Origin of the sequence: Pseudomonas sp. PA15(2017), assembly GCF_001945395.1 — a bacterium.
Classification (GTDB): Bacteria; Pseudomonadota; Gammaproteobacteria; order Pseudomonadales; family Pseudomonadaceae; genus Aquipseudomonas.
In genome coordinates this window covers 86,583-108,522 of record NZ_MSXV01000055.1, presented here as the reverse complement: position 1 = coordinate 108,522, position 21,940 = coordinate 86,583, and the positions used below count along the sequence as shown (strand labels likewise).

At 63.0% G+C, this 21,940-nt stretch carries 19 protein-coding genes and 1 other RNA gene; 11 read left to right on the top strand and 9 right to left on the bottom strand.

Annotated elements, in window-relative coordinates:
• Positions 1 to 271: 271 nt before the first annotated feature.
• Positions 272 to 712 (top strand): type II 3-dehydroquinate dehydratase, encoded by a 441-nt coding sequence (aroQ, locus tag BVH03_RS20245; protein ID WP_075962851.1) that lies wholly within the window; start codon positions 272 to 274, stop codon positions 710 to 712.
• A 7-nt stretch (positions 713 to 719) separates the two neighbouring features.
• A complete protein-coding gene (locus BVH03_RS20240; protein WP_075962850.1) occupies positions 720 to 1,574 on the top strand; it encodes a shikimate dehydrogenase in 855 nt (284 codons plus the stop codon).
• 54 nt (positions 1,575 to 1,628) lie between these two features.
• On the opposite strand, the gene BVH03_RS20235 is transcribed toward BVH03_RS20240, so the two are convergent.
• Both BVH03_RS20235 and quiC read right to left on the bottom strand, forming a co-directional pair.
• Positions 1,629 to 2,300 carry a TetR/AcrR family transcriptional regulator gene (locus BVH03_RS20235; protein ID WP_075962993.1) on the bottom strand — a complete coding sequence of 224 codons (672 nt, stop codon included), beginning with the start codon at positions 2,298 to 2,300 and terminating at the stop codon, positions 1,629 to 1,631.
• A gap of 83 nt (positions 2,301 to 2,383) precedes the next feature.
• Positions 2,384 to 4,291, bottom strand: coding sequence for a 3-dehydroshikimate dehydratase QuiC (gene quiC, locus BVH03_RS20230; protein WP_075962849.1), 1,908 nt, complete (start codon positions 4,289 to 4,291; stop codon positions 2,384 to 2,386).
• A 578-nt stretch (positions 4,292 to 4,869) separates the two neighbouring features.
• Between quiC and BVH03_RS20225 the strand changes: the two genes are divergently transcribed.
• Positions 4,870 to 6,246 carry an MFS transporter gene (locus BVH03_RS20225; protein ID WP_075962848.1) on the top strand — a complete coding sequence of 459 codons (1,377 nt, stop codon included), beginning with the start codon at positions 4,870 to 4,872 and terminating at the stop codon, positions 6,244 to 6,246.
• Between the two features lie 207 nt (positions 6,247 to 6,453).
• Here the strand turns inward: BVH03_RS20225 and BVH03_RS20220 are convergent, their stop codons facing one another.
• The 4 genes from BVH03_RS20220 to BVH03_RS20205 form a co-directional block, all read right to left on the bottom strand.
• Positions 6,454 to 7,335 (bottom strand): DMT family transporter, encoded by an 882-nt coding sequence (locus BVH03_RS20220; RefSeq protein ID WP_075962847.1) that lies wholly within the window; start codon positions 7,333 to 7,335, stop codon positions 6,454 to 6,456.
• 84 nt (positions 7,336 to 7,419) lie between these two features.
• Positions 7,420 to 8,241 (bottom strand): sugar phosphate isomerase/epimerase, encoded by an 822-nt coding sequence (locus BVH03_RS20215; protein ID WP_075962846.1) that lies wholly within the window; start codon positions 8,239 to 8,241, stop codon positions 7,420 to 7,422.
• Between the two features lie 41 nt (positions 8,242 to 8,282).
• Positions 8,283 to 9,329 (bottom strand): Gfo/Idh/MocA family protein, encoded by a 1,047-nt coding sequence (locus tag BVH03_RS20210; RefSeq protein ID WP_075962845.1) that lies wholly within the window; start codon positions 9,327 to 9,329, stop codon positions 8,283 to 8,285.
• Positions 9,330 to 9,450: 121 nt separating this feature from the next.
• On the bottom strand, positions 9,451 to 10,224 hold the full coding sequence (locus BVH03_RS20205) for an IclR family transcriptional regulator (RefSeq protein WP_075962991.1): 774 nt from the start codon (positions 10,222 to 10,224) through the stop codon (positions 9,451 to 9,453).
• A gap of 314 nt (positions 10,225 to 10,538) precedes the next feature.
• Here BVH03_RS20205 and BVH03_RS20200 point away from each other — a divergent pair, with 314 nt between their 5' ends.
• From BVH03_RS20200 to BVH03_RS20180, 5 genes are all read left to right on the top strand, one after another.
• On the top strand, positions 10,539 to 10,724 hold the full coding sequence (locus BVH03_RS20200) for a hypothetical protein (RefSeq protein ID WP_075962844.1): 186 nt from the start codon (positions 10,539 to 10,541) through the stop codon (positions 10,722 to 10,724).
• 45 nt (positions 10,725 to 10,769) lie between these two features.
• The gene (locus tag BVH03_RS20195) at positions 10,770 to 11,237 is read left to right on the top strand and encodes a tripartite tricarboxylate transporter TctB family protein (protein WP_075962843.1); all 468 of its coding nucleotides are present in this window, start codon (positions 10,770 to 10,772) and stop codon (positions 11,235 to 11,237) included.
• Positions 11,238 to 11,249: 12 nt separating this feature from the next.
• A complete protein-coding gene (locus tag BVH03_RS20190; protein ID WP_075962842.1) occupies positions 11,250 to 12,764 on the top strand; it encodes a tripartite tricarboxylate transporter permease in 1,515 nt (504 codons plus the stop codon).
• A gap of 62 nt (positions 12,765 to 12,826) precedes the next feature.
• Entirely contained in the window at positions 12,827 to 13,828 is a 1,002-nt protein-coding gene (locus BVH03_RS20185) for a tripartite tricarboxylate transporter substrate binding protein (RefSeq protein WP_075962841.1), read from the top strand.
• Between the two features lie 221 nt (positions 13,829 to 14,049).
• Positions 14,050 to 15,255 carry an OprD family porin gene (locus tag BVH03_RS20180; protein ID WP_371915378.1) on the top strand — a complete coding sequence of 402 codons (1,206 nt, stop codon included), beginning with the start codon at positions 14,050 to 14,052 and terminating at the stop codon, positions 15,253 to 15,255.
• A 187-nt stretch (positions 15,256 to 15,442) separates the two neighbouring features.
• Here the strand turns inward: BVH03_RS20180 and ffs are convergent.
• Positions 15,443 to 15,539, bottom strand: an RNA gene (gene ffs / locus BVH03_RS20175) — signal recognition particle sRNA small type.
• A 187-nt stretch (positions 15,540 to 15,726) separates the two neighbouring features.
• Here ffs and BVH03_RS20170 point away from each other — a divergent pair.
• The 3 genes from BVH03_RS20170 to BVH03_RS20160 all read left to right on the top strand — a co-directional run bounded on the left by BVH03_RS20170 (position 15,727) and on the right by BVH03_RS20160 (position 18,165).
• Positions 15,727 to 15,918 (top strand): hypothetical protein, encoded by a 192-nt coding sequence (locus BVH03_RS20170; RefSeq protein ID WP_075962839.1) that lies wholly within the window; start codon positions 15,727 to 15,729, stop codon positions 15,916 to 15,918.
• Between the two features lie 136 nt (positions 15,919 to 16,054).
• A complete protein-coding gene (locus tag BVH03_RS20165; protein WP_013791713.1) occupies positions 16,055 to 16,333 on the top strand; it encodes an HU family DNA-binding protein in 279 nt (92 codons plus the stop codon).
• Positions 16,334 to 16,452: 119 nt separating this feature from the next.
• Positions 16,453 to 18,165 (top strand): OPT family oligopeptide transporter, encoded by a 1,713-nt coding sequence (locus BVH03_RS20160; protein WP_075962838.1) that lies wholly within the window; start codon positions 16,453 to 16,455, stop codon positions 18,163 to 18,165.
• A 260-nt stretch (positions 18,166 to 18,425) separates the two neighbouring features.
• Here BVH03_RS20160 and ligA read toward each other — a convergent pair whose 3' ends face one another.
• Together ligA and zipA are read right to left on the bottom strand one after the other, a co-directional pair.
• Entirely contained in the window at positions 18,426 to 20,792 is a 2,367-nt protein-coding gene (gene ligA, locus BVH03_RS20155; protein ID WP_075962837.1) for an NAD-dependent DNA ligase LigA, read from the bottom strand.
• Between the two features lie 99 nt (positions 20,793 to 20,891).
• On the bottom strand, positions 20,892 to 21,719 hold the full coding sequence (gene zipA / locus BVH03_RS20150; RefSeq protein WP_075962836.1) for a cell division protein ZipA: 828 nt from the start codon (positions 21,717 to 21,719) through the stop codon (positions 20,892 to 20,894).
• Between the last annotated feature and the right edge of the window lie 221 nt (positions 21,720 to 21,940).

Here is a 21,940-nt window from a genome sequence, read left to right as displayed (position 1 = left end):
GAATTCGCCGTCCGTGCAACCTTTATTTTAATCTAACTCGTTGATCTACAAGGAGTTTTCAGATCAGGCCGCGCCGGAAGTGGTGCGCATTATAGGCCCCCACGAGATCAGGTCAACCGTTTATTTCACTTTCTTGCGAAATCGGCTGTAGCGCGATAATCGAACGCTTTGCTCTGCTTTATATAGATAGCTGGATTGACCTAATTAACCAGTTAGTACATTTTTACCCGAGCCAACCCAGGCTGATTCCACAATAACAACAGGAAGCACCATGGCTCCCATCATTCTGATCCTCAACGGCCCGAACCTGAATATGCTCGGCACCCGTGAGCCGGCCACCTACGGCCATGAAACCCTCGCCGATATCTCCAGGCTCTGCGCCAACACCGCTGATGCCCTTGGCCTGACCACCGAATTCCGCCAGACCAACCACGAAGCCGAGCTGATCGACTGGATTCACAAGGCCCGCGGTCGCTGCGCCGGCATCGTGATCAACCCCGCGGCCTGGACGCATACCTCTGTCGCCATCCGTGACGCGCTGGTTGCCAGCGAGCTACCGGTCATAGAAGTGCACCTCTCCAACGTTCACAAGCGAGAGACCTTCCGCCATCACTCCTTCGTTTCCCCTGTCGCGCTTGGCGTGATCTGTGGTTTGGGCAGCGGCGGCTATCGCGCGGCACTCCAGCACTTCAGCCATCTGGTCAAGGAATAAGGCAGCCATGACTTCCAGCAAAAGCATTCTGGCCGGTCTCATCGGTGCCGGTATCCAGGCGTCCCGCACCCCCGCCATGCACGAGCATGAGGGCGATGCCCAGGGGATTCGCTACTTATATAGGCTGATCGACCTGGACCAGTTGAAACTCGACATCAGCGCCCTCCCCGATCTGCTCAGCGCCGCCGAGCGCATGAGTTTTACCGGGCTCAACATCACCTTTCCCTGCAAACAGGCGATCATTCCGCTGCTCGATGAACTCTCCGACGAAGCCAGGGGCATCGGCGCAGTCAACACGGTCGTGTTCAAGGATGGCAAACGCATCGGCCACAACACCGACTGCCTCGGTTTTTCCGAAGGCTTCAAACGCGGCCTGGGTGACGTCGCCCGCCGGCGCGTGGTGCAGATGGGCGCTGGAGGCGCCGGCGCCGCGGTCGCTCACGCCTTGTTGAGCGAGGGTGTCGAACAGCTGAGCATCTTCGACGTCGAGCTCGAACGCGCCCACGCCCTGGCAACCCGCCTCAACCAGCACTTCGATTCGCCGCGCGCCCAGGCCGGCGGCGACCTGAGTTCGACGATGGCCGCCGCCGATGGTCTGGTCAACACCACACCGATGGGCATGGCCAAACTGCCCGGCATGCCGGTACCCAAGGCGCTGCTGCGCAAAGAACTATGGGTTGCGGAGATCGTCTACTTCCCGCTGGAAACCGAACTGCTGCGCGAAGCGCGTGCCATCGGTTGCCGAACCCTGGACGGCGGCAACATGGCAGTCTTCCAGGCGGTGAAGGCATTCGAACTGTTCAGCGATGCTCAGGCCGATGCCCAGCGGATGCTCGATCACTTCCATAGCATGAGCGGTTGATGCCACCGGGCCGACTCGGCGATGAGTCGGCCCAAGCCTGGCTGGGTGACACGCTCAGCGCGTGATATAGCGCAGTACCGCTTCGCAGATCATCGTCTTGTGGCGTTGTTTGACCTGTTCGTCCGGCAGGTCGATCTGGAAGATCTCCCCGAAGGTGTGCCGGTTCGAGACGCGGTAGAAGCAGAACGAACTGATCAGCATGTGTACGTCCAGGGTATCGAGCCCCTCGCGAAACAGTCCTGCCTTCTCGCCACGTTTGAGGGTTTCGCCCAGCGTCAGCAGCACCACGTTGCTCATCCGGCGGATTTCTGGTGACTGCTTGACGTACTCGCCGTAGTGGATGTTCTCGATACTGACGATGCGCACGAAATCCGAGTTGCGATCATGGTGGTCGAAGGTGAATTCCACCAGGCGGCGAATGGCGTCGGGTGCCGGTAGTTCGTCGAGGTGCAGCCGGCGCTCGGTACTGCGGATGTCACCGTACAGTTTCGAGAGCACTTCGAGGTAAAGCTGCTCCTTGCTGCCGAAGTAGTAATAGATCATGCGCTTGGACGTCGCCGTGCGCTCGGCGATGGCATCGACCCTGGCACCCGAAAGGCCCTGGCGGACGAATTCGGTGATGGCGGCCTGCAGGATGTTTTCCCGGGTTTTCTCCGGATTGTTCTTGCGTGGCTTGCGCGGCGCTGCGGCCTGCTCGTGGCTCGCAGGCTCGAGGGTAGCGGTCATGGAATCACTCATCATGGCGTTCTTGTTATCACTGCAAACGAAAAGCGGATGCGACCTCTGGCACGCATCCGCCTGAGTACAGCTTACAGCTTCGCCTGCCGCGTCACACCACTGCGCGCCTTGGCCATGGCAGCCAGCCGTACCGCGACGTTGGCGGCACCGTAGCCAACATAGCCATTCTTGCGCTGAATGATCTCGAAGAAGAAGCGCTCCTCGAACGCCTCGGTGTACACGTGAAACAGCTCACCGCCCTGGGCATCGCGGTCGTAAAGCACGTTGTAATAAGCCAGTTCGCTGAGAAACTCGTCGTCGAAATCGAAGCGCGCGGCGAGATCGTCATAGTAATTGAGCGGGATGTCCAAAAGCGGCACGCCCGCCTCCTTGGCCCGCTCGACTTCCTTGAAGATGTCCTCGCAGGAAAACGCGATGTGATGCACGCCGGACCCCCGGTAGCTGGACAACGCATGAGCGATGGCGGTATTGCGGTTCTCCGAAATGTTCAACGGCAGGCGCACCGAGCTGCAGCGGCTGCGCAGCGCTCGGCTCTTCACCAGACCGTAGGGATCGGGCAGCACCACTTCGTCGTCGGCCTCGAAGTCCAGCAGGCTCTTGTAGAACAGCACCCAGCTGTCGAGGCTGTCCGCCGGCAGCGCCAGCGCCATGTGGTCGATACGTTGCAGGCTGCCGGTCGGCAGCGCAGCGGGGTCCAGCTTGAAGTCGCTGTCGTAGATGGTCTGCCCGGCCTCGGCCTGGTCGACCAGGTAGATGAGGCTGCCATCGGGCGCGCGCATCGCCGGAATCTCGCGCTCGTTCGGCCCGACCAGGCCACGATATGGGTGGCCACGGTAATCGAGGGCGCGCTGCAACGCCGTCGTGCCGTCCTTGACCTTCAGTGCGGTGGCGCACAGTGACGGGCCGTGAGCCTCGAAGAAGCCGTGGGCGAACGAATAGGGTTCGGCATTGAGCACGATGTTGATGTCGCCCTGACGCAGCAGGCTGACATCCTTGGAGCGGTGCTCGCCTGCCTTGGCGAAACCCAGGCGCTGCAACCAGCCGGACAGCTTGGCGCCGGCAGCCTCGTCGACGGCGAACTCGAGGAACTCGACACCGTGATAGCGACTGGCTGGCGGGGTGTCGAACAGCAGATCGAGGTTCGGTGCCTGGGCATCGGCCGCCAGCAGCTGCCGGGTCTTTTCTTCCAGATACAGAAGCGAGCGCAGCCCGTCGACCGCATTGGCGCGTGGCGGCGCGGCGCGGAAGCCATCGTTGAAGATTTCCAGCGACAGCGGGCCGGTGTAGCCGGTGCGGATGATCGGCGCCAGAAAGCCTGGCAGGTCGAACTCACCCTGCCCCGGGAAGCAACGGAAGTGTCGGCTCCACTCCAGCACATCCATGGCCAGGATCGGCGCATCGGCCATCTGCACGAAAAAGATCTTGTCGCCGGGGATCTCGGCGATGGCTGCCGGATCGCCCTTGAGCGATAAGGTATGGAAGCTGTCGAGAATCACCCCGACCGCGGGATGATCGGCCTGGCGAACCAGGTTCCAGACCTGCTGGTAGGTATTGACGTGACGGCCCCAGGCCAACGCCTCGTAACCGATACGCAGGCCCCGTGCGCCGGCACGCTCGCCCAGCAGGCGCAGGTCGTCGACGAGAATCTCTTCGTCGCCAAGCGAATCGGCAGCCACATTGCTGCATACCAGCACCAGGTCGGTGCCTAGCTCCTGCATCAGGTCGAACTTGCGCTGCGCGCGGTCCAGGTTGCGTTGCAGGCGGTCGCGGCGGCAGCCCTCGAAATCACGGAAGGGCTGAAACAGGGTGATGGCAATGCCCAGATCGGCGCACATCTTGCGCACGTCGCGCGGGCTGCCCGCGTAGTGCAGCAGGTCGTTCTCGAAGATTTCCACGCCGTCGAAGCCGGCAGCGGCGATGGCTTCGAGTTTCTCGGGCAAGGTGCCGCTCAGCGAGACGGTGGCGATCGAGCGATGCATAACTTCAGCTCCTTGTAGATAACGATCTCTGCGGATCGTGTGATGACCTGGGTCCGGCATCAGCAAGCGTAGCCGACAAGGCGTTCGAGCCTGCTACTCGCCAGGCCGTTCAACCCCTGATGCCATTTGTTGGGGCCTGCAGCGATTATTCGTGCGCCCGCGCGAGGCGGCAATTCAAAGTGTACGAACCAGTTAGTATTTAGTGCGATTATCGAACACTAGGCCGTTTATCGAATTGACGCTATTTCACGGTTTGCAACACCATGTTTCCCACTGCAGTGACGGAAACCCTTCCGCCGCGACCAGCAAACAACCCGGCTCCATCCATAACAATTTCAATAAGAGTACGCCCATGCTCACTTCCCAGCCCCTGCATACCCGCATACCATTCGCACGCTTTTTGGCACCCACCCGGCCAACTGCGTCTGCGCACGTCCAACCCTGACTCGCGACACTCCGCTCGATAATCCTGAAAGCGGGTCGACCGGCGCCATCCACAAGGCCGGTCCCCACACGCTGTGGCCAAGCCGCACCCAGTTGCCGCTTCGCTCGGCGCTCTAATAACAACGGAGACCATGATGGCTAAGCCCTCAACTTCACAAGCCAAGAAAGCCACTGCCAGCGGCTGGGTCGGTTCAGCGCTGGAGTACTACGATTTCTTCATCTACGCCCAGGCCGCGGCGTTGATCTTCCCGCAGATATTCTTTCCCAACACCGATCCGAAGATGGCCATCGTCGCCTCGCTGGCGACCTACGGCGTCGGCTACCTGGCGCGCCCGGTAGGTGCATTCGTGCTCGGCCATTGGGGCGACACCCGTGGTCGCAAGAACGTGCTGCTGCTGTGCATGTTCCTGATGGGCATCTCCACCATGGCCGTCGGCCTGCTGCCGACCTACCACGATATCGGTCTGCTGGCTCCGGCCATGCTGGTCGTGCTGCGCCTGATCCAGGGCTTCGCCGTAGCCGGTGAGATCTCCGGCGCCAGCTCGATGATTCTCGAGCATGCGCCATTCGGACGACGAGGCTTCTACGCCAGCTTCACGCTACAAGGCGTACAGGCCGGCCAGGTGCTCGCCGCTGCGGTGTTCCTGCCGCTCGCCTACTTCATGCCGAGCGAGGCGTTCAACGACTGGGGCTGGCGGATCCCGTTCCTGCTCAGCGCCTTCGTACTGCTGGCGGGTTTCATCATTCGTCGCGAGGTTCACGAAACGCCAGCCTTCGTTAACGAAGAGAACAAGCAGAAGATCGCCAAGTCGCCGATCTCCGAAGCATTCAGCACCAGCTGGCGGACCATGTTTCTAGTCATGGTCATGGCGCTGATGAACGTGATTCCGGTAGTGGCGACCATCTTCGGTGGCGCTTATGCCGTGCAACCGGCCTACGGGATCGGCTTCGACAAGAGCGTCTATCTGTGGATTCCGGTGGTGGGCAACATCGTCGCGGTCCTGGTGATTCCGTTCGTGGGCAACCTCTCCGACAAGATCGGCCGCCGCCCGACCCTGATCACCGGCGCGCTGGGCTCTGGCCTGCTGGCGTTCGGTTATCTGTATGCGATCAGCATCAGCAACGTGCCGCTGGCGTTCATCATGTCGCTGCTGATGTGGGGCGTGGTCTACCAGGGTTACAACGCGGTATTCCCGAGCTTCTACCCGGAGCTGTTCCAGACCCGCTACCGCGTGTCCGCCATGGCCATCGCCCAGAACATCGGCACCATGCTCACCGCCATGCTGCCTGCGTTGTTCGCCCTGGTCGCACCGCCCGGCTCGGACAACATTCCATGGCTGATCGGCGGCCTGGCATTCGGCATCACCTGCCTGTGCGCCCTCGCCGCTTTCATCGCGCCGGAAACCTACCGGATTCCAATGAACGAACTGGGCAAACCTGGCGCCAAGCCAATGGACAAGGCCGAATATGACGCCGCTCGCCAGAACAGCGTGAACGAAGCCAGCCACTAACCAGGCAGACGTAAAAAGAGAAGGCCCTTAACCAGGCCGTGTGAAAACGTAGCGAGCGAAGGTCAGGCAAGGCAAAAACCGGCGAAAAAGCGCAGTTTACGAGCTGTAAATGAGCATTTTGAGCCGTTTTTTAACGCCGCATGACCGAGCGCAGTAGTTTTCACATGGCCTGCAACGGGCCTTCTTGTACTTCCGGGGGCTGAAACTTCAGCGTTTTCGGCGTTGCTGATAGGCGGCCGCCAATCCGCTGAGACAGATGATGGCAATACCCACCTTGGCGCTCGCCTCGGGGTCGTGACCGAAGATGATCAGCCCCAGGAGGCCGGCAAAGACGATCTGGCAGTAGCCGAACGGCGCCAGCAGTGCCGGCGCGGCGTGGCGGAAGGCCTTGGTCAACAGCAGGTGGGCGAACATGCCGCACGCGCCGAGGGCCAGCATCAGCGGCAAATGTTGCCACTGCGGCAGTTGCCAGAAGAACGGCACCAGGCAGCTCATCAGCAATGTATTGAGCAGCCCGGTAAAGAAGTTGCTGGTAGTCGGCGTGTCGTACTGGCTGAGCAGGCGCGTGAGTATCTGGTAGGCCGCGAAGCAGCTCGCCGAACAGAGCGGCAGCAGCACGGCCGGGGTGAACAGGTCGCCGCCCGGATGCACGATGATCAGCACGCCCACGAAGCCCACCAGCACCGCCGCCCATTGCCCCCGACTGACATGCTCCTTGAGCAGCGGCACCGACAACGCGGTAACCAGCAGCGGCGCCAGGAAGTTGACCGCCGTGGCCTCGGCCAGCGGGATGTACAGCAGGCCGGTGGTGAAGAACAGGCTGCAGCCCAGCAGGCAGATCGCCCGCAGCGCCTGCAACCCCGGCCGTTTGCTGCGCAGCACGCGCAACCCCGACTGCGGCAGGAAGATGCCGGCCATCAGCAGCGTGTGCACCACATAGCGCGCCCACACCACCATGATCACCGGATAGATGCCAGACAAGTACTTCGACAGCGCGTCGTGGCTGGCGAACAGAAAGGTCGCCAGCACCACCAGGGCGATGCCCTTCAACGGATGATTGACGCCTGACAGCGAACTCGGGGTGCTCATGGGAACTCTCGTGATCCAGACGTCATTATCGGTAGCAAACTAACTATATGTGCGGTCTGCCGCCATCGCGGATTTCAGTATGGGCTATGCCGACAGGTCGAGACGCTTCAACAGTGCCCGAGTCTTGTCGATGGCCATCTGCGCCCGCTGCGTCGGATCCTCCACCTGCCGGGTGGGGATTTCCAGACTCAACGGAACATTGGCCGGTAGACAGCGCAACAGCCCTGGCAAGTCACAATCACCGTCACCGGGAAAGCGCCGCTCGTTACGCGCCTGGCGCAGAATCTCCGCCATGTCGTGCGGCCGCGGCCCGGCCACGTCGCACAGTTGGGCATAACCCAGCCATGATGGTTCCACCTGCTGCAACTCGTCGAGGCGTGACCCCGAGCGATTGAAATGGAAGGCGTCGACCAGCACGCCGCCGTTGTCACGCCCGGCCTGGCGCACGATACGCACCGCCTGTGAGAAATCGGCGACGTTGGTCCAGGGCATGAATTCCAGATGCGGCCGCAAGCCGAACGCCAGAGCGCGGTCGCACAATTCGCCGAAATTATCGGTCAGCCGCGTCTCGTCCGGGTCGTTGCCGGCGACCAGTACCTCACGCGCACCGAACTCGGCGCCAACTTCCAACACCGCCTCGAAATCGCTGCAGCGTGTATGGGGTTTGAGCCGCAGGATCTCGACGTCGAGTACGCCAATGCCGGTGTCGCGCAGCCGCCTGAGCGTCTGCCGGCGCAGAGCCGAGTCGGCCACCAGCGCGAAGTGGTGTTCCTCCTCGGTGGCGGGAATCAGGCGCAGGCCGACATGGCTGTAGCCGGTGCGGGCCGCCACCTCGACCATCTGCGGGGGCGCGAGTTCGAGGACGGTCAGGCTGGCCAGGGACATCAGGCGTTCGTGGGTGTGCATCGATCTCTCTCCGGGCCATGGCCCAATGAATGGACGTTGGCTCAGACGGTTTCGGGTACGGTGGCGCAGCCCTGCTCGGCGGCGCGGCAGATGGCGTCATACAGCGCCAGGGTGCGTCCGGCATCGGTTGCGCTGACCAGCGGCGGCGTCTCGCCCCGCGCAACCTCGATGAAGTGCCTGAGCTGCAATAACAGCGCGGGAGCTGCCTCGTACGGTTGCTCCGCGCTCTGCAAGGGCTGGTGCCAGCCAGCGCCTGGCGAGGCGTACGACCAGTAACGCAGTTGCGGGATGCTCAACGAACCTGCGGTGCCGGCCAGCAGGTAACACGGCTGATCGGGCTGCCGTGGATACACCGGGTTTTCCCCGGCACTGAGCTCCCAGCTCCACGGAGCCGCCGCCGCGTCGGAGCCGGTCAGGCTACCCAGCGCGCCGTTGACGAAGCGCAGGATGATCGCTGCGCCGTCCTCGTTGGCGAAGCCGCGCACGGCGTTGCTGGTGAGGGCGTGAACCTGGGCTACCTCGCCGCACAGGTAGCGCAGCAGATCCAGATCATGAATCAGGTTGGTCAGCAGCATGCCCGCCCCGGGCTCGCGCCGCCAGGGCACGTCGTAATAACTGTCCGGCTTCTGCAGTTGCCAGAGCGCCGTCACCGTAGCGAGTCGCCCCAGGACGCCCTGCTGCACCAACTCCCGCGCCTTGCCGATCAGCGGATTGTGACGACGATGATGACCCACGAGCACCGGCACTCTGCTGCGCTGCACGGCAGCCACCAGTTCGCGCACTTCCGCCAGGCTGACGCCGACCGGCTTTTCGAGCAGCGCCGGCAGGCCGGCCTCGATACAGCGCAACGCAGTGGGCACGTGGGCCGCATTGGGATTGGCGATGATCACCGCCTGGGCCAAATGGCTGTCGAGCAGGCCTTGCAGTTGATCGAAACACGGCACCCCGTGCTCGGCAGCGAGCTGTCGGGCCTGCTCGGTGGGGTCGACGATCGCGCAAAGAGTGGCGTGCGGCAGCTCGCGCAGATAACTGAGGTGTTGCCGGCCCATGATGCCGGCGCCGATCAGGGCGATTCGCAAAGGGTTCAAGACATGAGTCCTTTTCTGATTGTTATGGGCGCAAGGCGCCTGAGAACAATCTAGAACCCAGTTCCATATTTAATCAATAGTGGATGAAGCGCTCGGTCGTTAATCGAACGCTATCGGCCACTCAGACGAAAAGGTCGGAAGCCTGGCTCGCTGACGACAGCTCGGCAGCCGCTTCCAGCAGCAAGGGTGCAAGCTGTTCCATGCGCTCGCCGGGCATGCGCGCGCTGGGGCCGGCGATGCTCAGCACGCCAATCACGCCACCTCGCTGCGGGTGGCTGACCACCGCCGCCAGCGCGCAGGTACCCAGGGAGGAAGTTTCCACCACGGTCGCATAGCCGCGCTCGCGGGCACGCTGCAGGTAACCGAGCAGCGCTTCATCGTCATGGGGCGCGTTGGGTCCGAACTCGCTGTCGTCGGGAATGTGCTGGCGTGCCACCAGCGCCAATGCGTCGGCGTCCGCCAGGTTGGCCAGCCAGGCATGGCCGGAGGCGGTGTAGCGCAGCGGCGCGTCACGGCCCATGTCGGGGTCATAGCGCAAGCCGGAACGCGCGCCCTGGGATTTGGCGATCCAGGTCTGTCGCTCGCCTTCGATCACCCCCAGGCGCACCAGTTCGCCACTTTGCCGGGCCAGGCGATCAAGGATCGGCTGCACGATGTCGGCGCCGCTAGCCGACAGGTAGCGAAAACCCAGGGCGACCAGCTTGGTCGAGAGCCGATAGCGGCTGGTATCGACGTCCTGTCGCACGTAACCCAGGCGCACCAGCTCGGTGAGCATGCGGTGGGTGGCACTCTTGGGAATCTGCAACTGTTCGGCCAGGGTCTGCATCGGCACGTCGCCAGCGCCCGCCAGGCTTTCCAGCAGGTTGAGCGCCCGTTCTATCTGGCTTCCGGCCATGGTCATGCCCTCGAATGATTTGCCGCGATTCTAAAGGCGCAGAGGTGCCGGCGGAACCGCCACATTCTGCAATCATCGCAGTTGTCGCCCGAATCGCCGTGGGTTGGCTGCGCCCGAACATGAGGCCATAATCCAGACCGGATGTTTGTACTAACTGGTTCGTTCTTGTTCGGTTATCGAACAAGAACCGATCTGGTGAATTGAAATAGCCTGCATCACCGCACAGTATTCCCAGCACTTGGGTGAGACATGCCGGTTTTGCCAGCGCCACTCAGGAAAATATGCTTCACCTATAAATATAAGAAGGTCATGCCATGCCACCGCTCGACACTGTGTTCACCCGCGCCCGGCAGATCAGCCTGAGCGCCATTCGCACCCTGGCCAATACGCACAGCGACGCCGCGTCGTCCTTCGCGCCTACGGCCCTCGACATGCTCACTTTCCAGACGCTCCCGCGCCCTATCCACGCGCCGATTCGCCAACCCGGCACACGCGCCTGAGCGGTTTTCCAACGCGGGCAGCACAGGCTGCATCTGGAGTGAGTCATGAGCACATCGAAAAAAGTACCGGTGGGTGAGCGCACATTCTGCATCCTGCTGGTGATCTTCAGCCTGTTCGTTCTGTATCAGGCCTATCTGATTTCCGGGTTTTCCTCGATCAGCTCGCCTGGCGCCTTCCCCCTGAGTGCCGGTGCCGTGCTGCTGATCGCCGCCGTGCGAGTGCTCTGGGAGTTGCGTGGCAAGCCGACTCAAGGCGAAAGCTGGGTGGCCTCGGCCAAGCGCTTCAGCCATGAGCACTTCCCACGCCACATCGTGGTCTTCACCCTGCTCTCGGTGGCCTACCTGGCCGTCATCCAGTGGGCGAGCTTCTACGTCAGTACCTTCGCCTTCCTGATGCTCTCGATCATCTACCTGCGACGCGGCAAGGTGCTCTCGGCCCTGGTGGCCAGCGGCATCTCGGTGCTGGCCATCTACCTGCTGTTCACCCTGGCGTTCAGCGTCTACCTGCCCTGAGACGAGACTTCCATGAGCGATACCTTTTCCTACCTGCTGATGGCCTGGATGGACCCCAACCTGCTGATGCTGACGGCGCTCGGCACTTTCGCCGGCATCTACATCGGCGCCATTCCGGGTTTGTCGGTGACCATGGCGGTGTCCATCCTCGTCTCGTTCACCTTCTCCTGGGACGTCAACGACGCCCTGGCGCTGATCGTCGGTATCTTCATCGGGGGCGTGTACGGCGGCGCCCGCAGCGCCATCCTGCTGAACATTCCCGGCGGCCCCTCTTCGGTGGCTACCTCGTTCGACGGTTACCCGCTGGCCAAGCGTGGCGAGGCCGGGCGGGCCATCGGCCTGAGCACGGTGATGTCGGTGATTGGCGGGCTGGTGGGCACCCTGGTACTGGCAATGGCAGCACCGATACTTGGTGATCTGGCGCTGAAATTCGCGCCCCGCGATTACTTCCTGATCGCCGCCATCGGCCTGATGCTGGTCGGCAGCCTCGCCGAGGGCAGCCTGGCCAAGGGCATCTTCGCCGTCGCCCTGGGGGCGATCATCGGCATGGTCGGCATGGACCCGGTCACCGCCGAAGGGCGCTTCACCATGGGCCAGATGGAGCTGATGGGCGGTATTCACTACGTGGTGGTGATGATCGGCCTGTTCGGCGTCGCCGAAGCGCTCTTCCAGCTGCACAACCTCAGCACCCAGGCGGTCAAGCAGAAGGTCGACAAGATCATCCCGTCGGTGGCGATGGTGCTCAAGTTTCTGCCGCTGTCGCTGCGTACCTCGATCATCGGCGTGCTGGTCGGCGTGCTGCCTGGCGTCGGCGGCGAGATCGCCGCTCTGCTCGCCTACGACCATGCCAAGCGCACGGTCAAGAACCCGACCAGCCCGTTCGGTGAAGGCGCCTACGAAGGCCTGGTGGCACCGGAAACCGCCAACAGCGCCGCCGTCGGTAGCGCTTACGTCCCCATGCTGACGCTCGGCATGCCGGGTGACGCGGTCACCGCGGTGATCATCGGCGCGCTGGTGATCCACGGCCTCAACCCTGGCCCGATGCTGATGGTCGAGAACCCGCACATCTTCTGGTTCACCGTCGGCAACCTGGCGCTGGCCAACATCTTCCTGCTGATCTTCGGGCTGATGGGCATCAAGCTGTTCGCCAAGGTCGTCGAGCTGCCCAAGGCCGTGCTGATTCCGCTGATCTTGGTGCTCTGCACCGTCGGTTCCTACTCGCTGAACAGCAGCATGACCGAGGTGTACTGGATGCTTGGTTTCGGCCTGCTCGGCTATTTCCTGAAAGCGTTCGGCTTCCAGATGGGGCCGATCATCCTTGGCGTGATCCTCGGCCCGCTGATGGACAGCTCCTACCGCCAGGCCATGGCCTCGGTCGGCGACAACCCGGTCGAGCTGCTCGGCGAGCTGGTCAGCAGCCCGCTATCGCTGATCCTTACCAGCGCTCTGGTGCTGGTGCTCCTGAGCAATACGCCGCTATTCGGCTGGCTCAAACGCAAGCGCAAGGCCGCCTCGGTTCAACCTTGATACACCGCGTCACGCATGCCCGGAAACGGATATATAAAAACAACCAATGGAGAGTCTCCAACATGCTCAAGCAACTACTTACCGGCGTCGCATTTTCCCTTAGTGCACTGACGCTCGCCCTGCCCGCCCATGCCGACTACCCGGAGCGCAGCATCCAGGCGGTGATTCCCTGGGGCGCTGGCGGTGCCACCGACAACGTGATGCGCAGCCTGGTGCCCTATGTCGAGAAGGAGCTGGGCACCAAACTGATCCTCAACAACCGCCCCGGCGGCACCGCCGTGATCGGCAGCAGCTACGTGATGCAGCAGAAACCCAACGGCTATACCCTGCTGCTCGGCGCCGAGAACCCGCAGCTGTATCCGGTGCTCGGTCTGGCCAAGTTCGACTACAGCGACTTCTACCCGGTCAACATCATTGGCCAGAACGTGGTGGTGATCGCCACCAACGCCGACAGCCCGTTCAACTCCATGGCCGAGCTGCTGGCTGCCGCCAAGGAGAAACCCGACACCCTGCGCATGGGCTCCACCGGCGCTGGCGGTTTGCCGAGCACCGTACATGCCATGGTCAATGCCGTCGGCGAGCTGAAGGTACGCGAAGTGACTTTCGGCGGCGACGGTCCGGGCATCACCGCGCTGATGGGCAAGCACATCGACTTCATGCCGCTGAGCCTGGCTGCCGCCCAGGAACTGGTGCGCTCCGGCAAGCTCAAGGCACTGGCCGTAATGGCCGCCGAGGAAGTGCCGGAGCTGCCGGGCGTCGAGCCGATCACCAAGGCCCTGCCGGACATCGGTGAATACCTGCCATGGGGCCCGTTCTGGGGCGCTTTCGTGCACAAGGACACCCCGGACGACATCAAGCAGAAGCTGGTCGAGGCCTACTCCAAGGCCGTGGCCAATGAAGAGTTCCAGGGCTTCCTGAAGAACTACGGCGCGCAGAGCCTGAACCTCGATGGCGGCGAAGCCGAGCAATTCCTCAAGCGCTGGCAGTCGGTCACCGCCTGGTCGATGTACAAGGCCAAGGCCATCGAGATTTCGCCGGACAGCGTCGGTATCGAGCAACCCTGATAACCCGGCTGGGCAGGCAAACTGCCCAGCCTGTGCTGTAACGGAGCGCCCAGTCGGGCCAACTCCACCAATCGATGACAGAAAACGCTTCCGCCCAGGCGGCAGGACTCGTGCGTCCTGAGAAAAGGAAAATCGTCATGAAACCGATCGAAATCGCAGTTCGCAGCCGCTGCTTGCTCACTCCTTCGCTGCTCGCGCTCGGCGTTGCTCTCGCCCTGCCGATGGGCGCCCACGCCGAGGGCTTCGTCGACGACGCCAAGGTGTCGCTGAACCTGCGCAACTTCTACATCAACCGCAACTTCACCAACCCCGAAGGCCCAAGCGCGGCGGCGCCGCAGAGCAAGGCCGAGGAATGGACCCAGAGCTTCATTCTCGATACCCGCTCCGGTTACACGCCGGGCGTGGTCGGCTTCGGTGTCGATGCGCTGGGCATGCTTTCGCTCAAGCTCGACGGTGGTCGCGGCACCTACGGCACCGGTCTACTGCCGCGCCATGACGACGGCCGCCCGGCTGACGACTACGGTCGCCTGGCACTGGCTGTCAAGGCCAGGATCTCCAAGACCGAACTGAAGATTGGTGAGTGGATGCCGGTGCTGCCGATCCTGCGTGCCGACGATGGCCGCTCGCTGCCACAAACGTTCGAAGGTGCCCAGGTCACCTCCAACGAAATCGCCGGTCTGACGCTGTACGGCGGCCAGTTCCGCCAGAACAGCGAACGCAACAACGCCAGCATGGAAAACATGTTCCTGGGCGGCAACAGTGCAGCCAATGACTCCAACCGTTTCAACTTCGTCGGCGGCGAGTACAAGTTCAACGGCGACCGCACCATGATCGGCCTGTGGGGCGCCGAGCTGAGGGACGTCTACGAGCAGCAGTACCTACAACTGACCCACAGCCAGCCCATCGGCGACTGGACCCTGGGCGCCAACCTCGGCTATTTCCAGGGTGAAGACGACGGCTCCGCGCGCGCCGGCAAGCTGGACAACAAGACCTACTCGGGCCTGTTCTCCGCCAAGTACGGCAGCAATACCTTCTATGTCGGCCTGCAGAAGGTTACCGGCGACACCGGCTGGATGCGCGTCAACGGTACCAGTGGCGGCACCCTGGCCAACGACAGCTACAACTCGTCCTACGACAACGCCAAGGAGAAATCCTGGCAGGTACGCCACGACTTCAACTTCGCCGGCATCGGTATCCCGGGCCTGACCCTGATGAACCGCTACATCAGCGGCAGCAACGTGCACACCGCTGCAACCGACGATGGCAAGGAGTGGGGCCGCGAGACCGAGTTGGCCTACGTCATCCAGGACGGCGCCTTCAAGAACCTGAGCGTGCGCTGGCGTAACGCGAGCATCCGCCGCGACTACAGCAACAACGAGTTCGACGAGAACCGCCTGATCTTCAACTACCCGCTGTCGATTCTCTGAGTCAGCGCCACCTCTCCAGTGTCACCCTTTGCCCGTCCCTGCGACGGGCTTTTTCATGGCCAAAACGACAGATCGCTTACCCGGAGCAGAAACGACGGACAGCAGAAGACGCCGCTGCGGTAGACACCGAGCGCCGAGGCTGTATTTGCGAAATGATTGACCCGAACGGGTCTGGAGATGGAGGCGATCCTGCCAGCCACACCCCGGCACACAATGTTCCCGCTGTGGCTGCTTCCTTCCGGATCTGACCAGGTTCACGGGTAATCGTTGCGGGGGGACCGGCAGGACCACCATAACGCGGCTCACCATGCAGTGAGCCGGCGCCATTGTACCGGCTTGTGCCGAACTTACAACTGCTTCAAGCACTTAGCGTGCAGATGCGAGTCCAACTGCACCTTCGCATCAGGTCACGAGACGGCGCGGTTTGCCGCCATCCCCGCGTGACCTGGGCCGGGCTGCTGGAGATCGCTGATGATTGCACCGAACTCCGCTAGTGCCATCTCGTTTCGCGCAGGCATGGTGATCGACAAGCAACGCTTTTCCATGCCCGAAGCGAAGCAGCGGTTCCAAGATCGCAGTGACAGCCCGACCAACCGCCCGCAGGTTTGGCATCCCGAACGCCGTGACCGCCCGCACCAAACGGCTGTAAATGCCCGCAATTGAGCACCGTGACGGGAATTAACCGGCTACAGGTAGGTCACAATGAAGCCTGACCGATCGGGCAGAACCGCCTGGATCGATCATCTCTGAGTAGCGGCGTCATTTGGCGCCAGACTTTTCATCCCCAAGGAGCAAGCACATGGCCATTACCAAAGACCAATTGATCGGTGACATCGCAGAAGCCATCGACACGCCGAAGACCACCGTCCGTGCGGCACTCGACCAGCTGAGCGAGATCGTCAGCGACGCATTGGAAAATGGTGGTGAAATCACCCTGCCGGGTATCGGCAAACTCAAGGTCAGCGAGCGCCCAGCTCGCACCGGTCGTAACCCGCAGACCGGCAAGGCCATCGAAATCGCTGCCAAGAAGGTCGTGAAGTTCGTACCGGCCAAGGCCCTGACCGACGCGGTCAACTGATCCAACGGCGGGGCGCTGAAGCGCCCCGCTGCTCCAACCGCAGCACCTCCCCCGCTTAAGACTGAACCCCCGCCCACTGGCCGCCTCAAACGACGACATTCGTCAGATGCAGGCTCACCATGCTCGCCGACCGCGAACTCACCTTCCGCGCGCTGTTTTCCGGTGTGCTGCTCGGCGCCCTGCTGACGCCGTCGAACATCTATTCGGGCCTGAAGATCGGCTGGTCGTTCAACATGTCGATCATCGCCTTGCTGGTCAGTTACGGCATCTGGCAAAGCCTGCTGCGCTGGCGCCTGGGTACCGCCTGGAGCATGCGCGAAAGCAACATCAACCAGACCACTGCGTCGGCTGCCGCCTCGATCATTTCCGGCGGCCTGGTGGCGCCCATACCGGCCTACACCCTGCTGACCGGGCACCAGCTGCCCACCCTGCCGTTGGTGGCCTGGGTATTCTCGGTGAGCTTTCTGGGGATCTGGGTGGCCTGGTACCTGCGCCGCAGCATGGTCGAGGACACTCGCCTGCGCTTCCCCGAGGCGGTCGCCACCCTGGAAACCATGCAGCAGGTCTACAACCATGGCCGCGATGCGCTGCAGCGCCTTTGCGTGCTCGGCGCGGCCGCGTTGCTCGGCGGGCTGGTGAAATGGGCCGATACCTTCCTCTACAGCCTGCCGCGCTGGTCGCCCAGTGCGCAGCTGGAACGGCTGACCTTCAACCTCGACCCGTCGCCGCTGTTGATCGGCTTTGGCGGCATCATCGGCATCCGCGTCGGCCTGTCGCTGCTGCTCGGTGCCCTGATCGCCTGGGGCGGCCTGGCGCCGTGGTTGCTGAGCAGTGGCTTGGTCGCGCTTGCCGACGGTGCCGGCGGCCCGCAGTTCGCCCTGCTGGTGGAATGGCTGCTGTGGCCCGGCGTGACCCTGCTGGTCTGCGCCACCCTGACCTCACTGGCGATACGCTTCGCGGCGAGCCGGCGCATCGCCCGTGCTACTGGCGAAACGCACCGGCAGAGGCCTGCCAAATTGCCGCTGCTGATGCTGGTTCTGGCTTCCTTGCTGGTACTGACCCTGCAGGTGCTGCTGTTCGACATCGACCCACTGATGGCGCTGCTCAGCGTGCCGCTGGCGGTGGCCCTCGCCTGCATGGCCGCGCGGGTGGTCGGGGCGACCGGTATTCCGCCGATTGGCGCCACCGGGCAGCTGTCGCAGCTGACGTTCGGGGTGATCGCGCCAGGGCAGGTCAGCGTCAACCTGATGGCCGCCAACACCGCCGGCGGCGCCGCCGGCCAGTGCACCGACCTGCTCAACGACTTCCGAGTAGGCCACGCCATCGGCGCCAAGCCCTACAACCAATTGATCGCCCAATGCCTGGGCATTCTCGTCGGCAGCATCGTCGGCGTGCTGGTCTATCAAATCCTGATTCCAGACCCACAGGGGATGCTGATCACCCAACAATGGCCGGCGCCCGCCGTCGCCACCTGGAAAGCGGTCGCCGAAGTGCTGGGTTATGGCCTCGATTCTCTCGACGTGAGCATTCGCTGGGCCATGCTGGCGGGCGCCTTGTGCGGCATGGTGTTCGGCGTGCTGGAAGCAAGCCTGCCCGTGCAGTCGACCTTTGCCCGACTGCTGCCGAGCTCGGCGGCCTTTGGCCTGGCGTTCATCATCCCGGCGTCGATCTCGTTGATGATGGCGATCGGCGCCCTGCTCGCCTGGGTGTTTCAGTCAGGCTGGCGTAGCCTCGGCGAGCGCTTCACCATTGCCGCCGCGGCTGGGCTGGTAGCCGGGGAAAGCATCGTCGGGGTCGGGACCTCGTTCTGGATGATGGTGGCGGGCGGTTGAGAACGGATTATTGATGAGCCATGGCTGATGGGTTGTAGCCACGCTGACCTCGTAGCCTGGCGCTGAGCGCAGCGAAACCCAGGAAATCCCGGGTGTCGCGGCGCTCGACCCGGGCTACGCGCTGGACTATCCGTGGGAACGGGCCATGCCCGTGATTTCGCGCACATGCGCACTCCCACAGGCCGGGCATGACGGATCAGTTCGCATAGCGCCGTATCTGCGGTGCTTCGATCACTAAAGATACCGCGCCGGCTATGCCGTTACTCGGCAGCGATACCGTAATCGCCCAGCTTGGCGATGAACGTCTGCTCATCAAGCACCGGAATGTTCAGCTCGGTGGCTTTGGCCAGCTTCGAGCCGGCGCCGGGGCCGGCGACTACGCAGGTGGTTTTCGCCGATACCGAGCCGGCCACCTTGGCGCCCAGGCTTTCCAGCTTGTCTTTGGCGACATCACGGCTCATCACCTCCAGGCTGCCGGTCAGCACCCAGGTCTGGCCGGCCAGTGGCAGGCCTTCGACGACCTTCTTCTCACTCTCCCAGTGCATGCCGAAATCACGCAGTTGCGCCTCGATGGCTCGCGCGCGACTGGCGTTCTCAGCGCTGGCGAAGAACTCGCGCACCGACTGCCTGGCTTTCTCGTTGAGCCCTTTCATGGCGCTGAGGTCGAGCCAGTCGGCGGTGATCACCGATTCCAGCGTCTTGAAGCGCTCGGCCAGGTTCTTCGCACCAGTGACCGCCACGAACGGAATGTTCAACTTGTCGAGCAACCCACCGAGCGTGGTGCTGGCGGCGAATTCGGCCGCCAGCTCGCCCTGGTCCTGCAGCTCCAGGCCGCGTTCGAGCAGGTGCTTGATCACCGCCTGGTTGTGCGCATCCTCGAAGAAGCTGTGGATCTCGTGGGCCACTTCCAGGCCGATGTCCGGCAGGTAGGTCAGCACTTCGGGCAATGCCCGGGTCACACGCTCCAGCGAACCGAGGGAGCGCGCCAGCACCTTGGCGGTCTCTTCACCCACATCGGGAATGCCAAGGGCGTAGATGAAGCGCGCCAGGCTCGGACGCTTGCTGTCGGCGATGGCGTCGAGCAGCTTGCGGCTGGATACCTCGGCGAAGCCTTCGAGGCCGACGATCTGTTCGAACTCGAGGGTGTAGAGGTCGGCTGGCGAGCCGACCAGGCCCTCGTCCACCAACTGCTCGACGCTCTTCTCGCCGAGGCCTTCGATGTCCATGGCGCGTCGCGACACGAAATGAATGATCGCCTGCTTGAGCTGGGCGGCGCAGGCCAGGCGGCCGACGCAACGATACACGGCGCCTTCGCTGACCGTTTCGCGGCCCTTGCTGCGTTTGATCAGCTGGGTGCGCTCCACCGCCGAGCCGCACACCGGGCAATGCTCCGGCACCGCGACCGGGCGCGCGTTCTCGGGACGGCGCTCGGTGACCACCTGCATCACCTGGGGAATCACGTCACCGGCGCGGCGGATGATCACCGTGTCGCCGATCATCACCCCGAGGCGCGCCACCTCGTCCATGTTGTGCAGCGTGGCGTTGGACACCGTCACGCCTGCCACCTTCACGGGTTTGAGCCGCGCGACTGGCGTGACCGCGCCGGTGCGGCCAACCTGAAATTCTACGTCGAGCAGCTCGGTGAGCTCTTCCATGGCGGGGAACTTGTGGGCGATGGCCCAGTGCGGCGTACGGGCGCGAAAGCCAAGCTGCTGCTGGTCTTCGATGTTGTTGACCTTGAACACCACGCCATCGATGTCATAGGGCAGGCTCATGCGCCGCTCGCCGATGTCGCGGTAGTAGGCCAGGCAGTCTTCCACGCCCTTGGCCAGCTTCAGTTCGGGGCTGATGGGAATGCCCCAGGTCTTCAGGCGCTGCAGCATGCCGACCTGGGTCGGCGCTGGCTCGGCGCTGTGCTGGCCAAGGCCGTAGCAGCAGAATTCCAGCGGGCGGCTGGCGGTGATCTTCGAATCCAGCTGGCGCAGGCTGCCGGCCGCGGCATTGCGCGGGTTGGCAAAGGTCTTGCCGCCGATCTCGGCCTGGGCAGCGTTGAGACGCTCGAATCCGGCGCGGGACATGAACACCTCACCGCGCACTTCCAGCACGTCCGGCCAGCCACTGCCCTGCAGCTTGAGCGGCACGTTGCGAATGGTGCGCACATTGACACTGATGTCTTCGCCGGTGGTACCGTCGCCCCGGGTGGCGCCGCGTACCAGCTTGCCATCACGGTACAGCAGGCTAACCGCCAGGCCGTCGAGCTTGGGCTCGCAGCTGTATTCGACCTCGGCACCGCCGCCAAACAGGTCGCCGCCCTGCACGCCGAGGCCATTCTGCACGCTACGGTCGAAGGCCCGCAGGTCGTCCTCTTCGAAGGCGTTGCCAAGGCTGAGCATGGGCACTTCGTGGCGCACTTCGCCAAAGGCGCTGAGCGCCTCACCGCCAACGCGCTGGGTCGGCGAATCGGGCGTTACCAGTTCAGGGTGCTCGGCTTCGAGGGCCTGCAGTTCGCGGAACAGGCGATCGTACTCGACGTCGGGCACGCTCGGCTCGTCGAGCACGTAGTAGCGGTAGTTGTGCGCGTCCAGTTCGTTACGCAGTTCGAGGATACGTTGGGCGAAATCTTTCATGCGGGTCATTCTCGGCGGGCCACGGCCAGGGCACAGAAACGAAAAACCTCAAGCCAAGCGCTGGGCTTGTAGCTTGAGGCTCGTCGGTGCCGCTTTCTTTCAGCGTTTTTGCGTCAACAGGCGGCGTTCGTATTCGACGATGCGCTGACGGTAATGTTCGATGGTTTGCGCGGTCAGCACGCTGCGCTGATCGTCCTTGAGCTCACCATTGAGTTCGTGGGCCAGCTTGCGCGCTGCAGCGACCATCACGTCGAAGGCCTGCTTGGGGTGACGCGGGCCTGGCAGGCCGAGGAAGAAGCTTACCGCACGGGTGCTGAAGCCTTCGATGTCGTCCAGGTCGAAGGTGCCGGGTTTCAGCGCGTTGGCCATGGAAAACAGTACCTCGCCGTTGCCAGCCATGCTCTCATGACGATGGAAGATGTCCATCTCGCCGAACCGCAGGCCGCTTTCCAGGATGTTCTGCAGCAGCGCGGGGCCCTTGAAGCCTTGTTCGTCGCGGGCGATGACGTTGATCACCAGCACTTCCTCGACCGGCGGCAAATCCTTGTCGCTCTGCTTGGCGGAAACGCTGGTGCGCGCGTCGTCTTCGTCGTCCACCGGGCTGAGCAGCGTCGGCACCGGCTCGTCGGCGGTCAGGTCCAGGTCGCCCTGGCGCGGCTCGCCACGACGACGGTTGTTGACGTCACGGGCGCTCATCGACGGCAGGTCGTCTTCGTCCAGCGAGGGTTCCTGGTTGCGCTCGATCACCCTGGGCGGGCTGAGCACGTCGGGATCGCTATCGTCGTCGGGAAGATTGGGCAGGTTGCGGTCGAGCCGGAACTTGAGCTTGCCTTTGCCACCGCGCATGCGCCGCCAGCCATCGAAGAGGATGCCGGCGATGACGATGATACCGATGATGATCAGCCACTCGCGTAGACCGAATTCCATGAAATGTCCTGACCCCTAAAGCAAAAATTGATGAAAAAAAGGCGTCCTGGCCCGTCATGATGACCTTGAAACGTGGCGCCAACTCCATGTTCTGACTGGCGTTTTCCCACGTGCAACAAAAGTGGCCATTAAGCTAGCACGACGAAAGGCAACTTTACACCGGCAAAACACTGTAAAACCGCCACTGCGGCCGGTTTTTACGCGACAAAAAACGTGTTCGG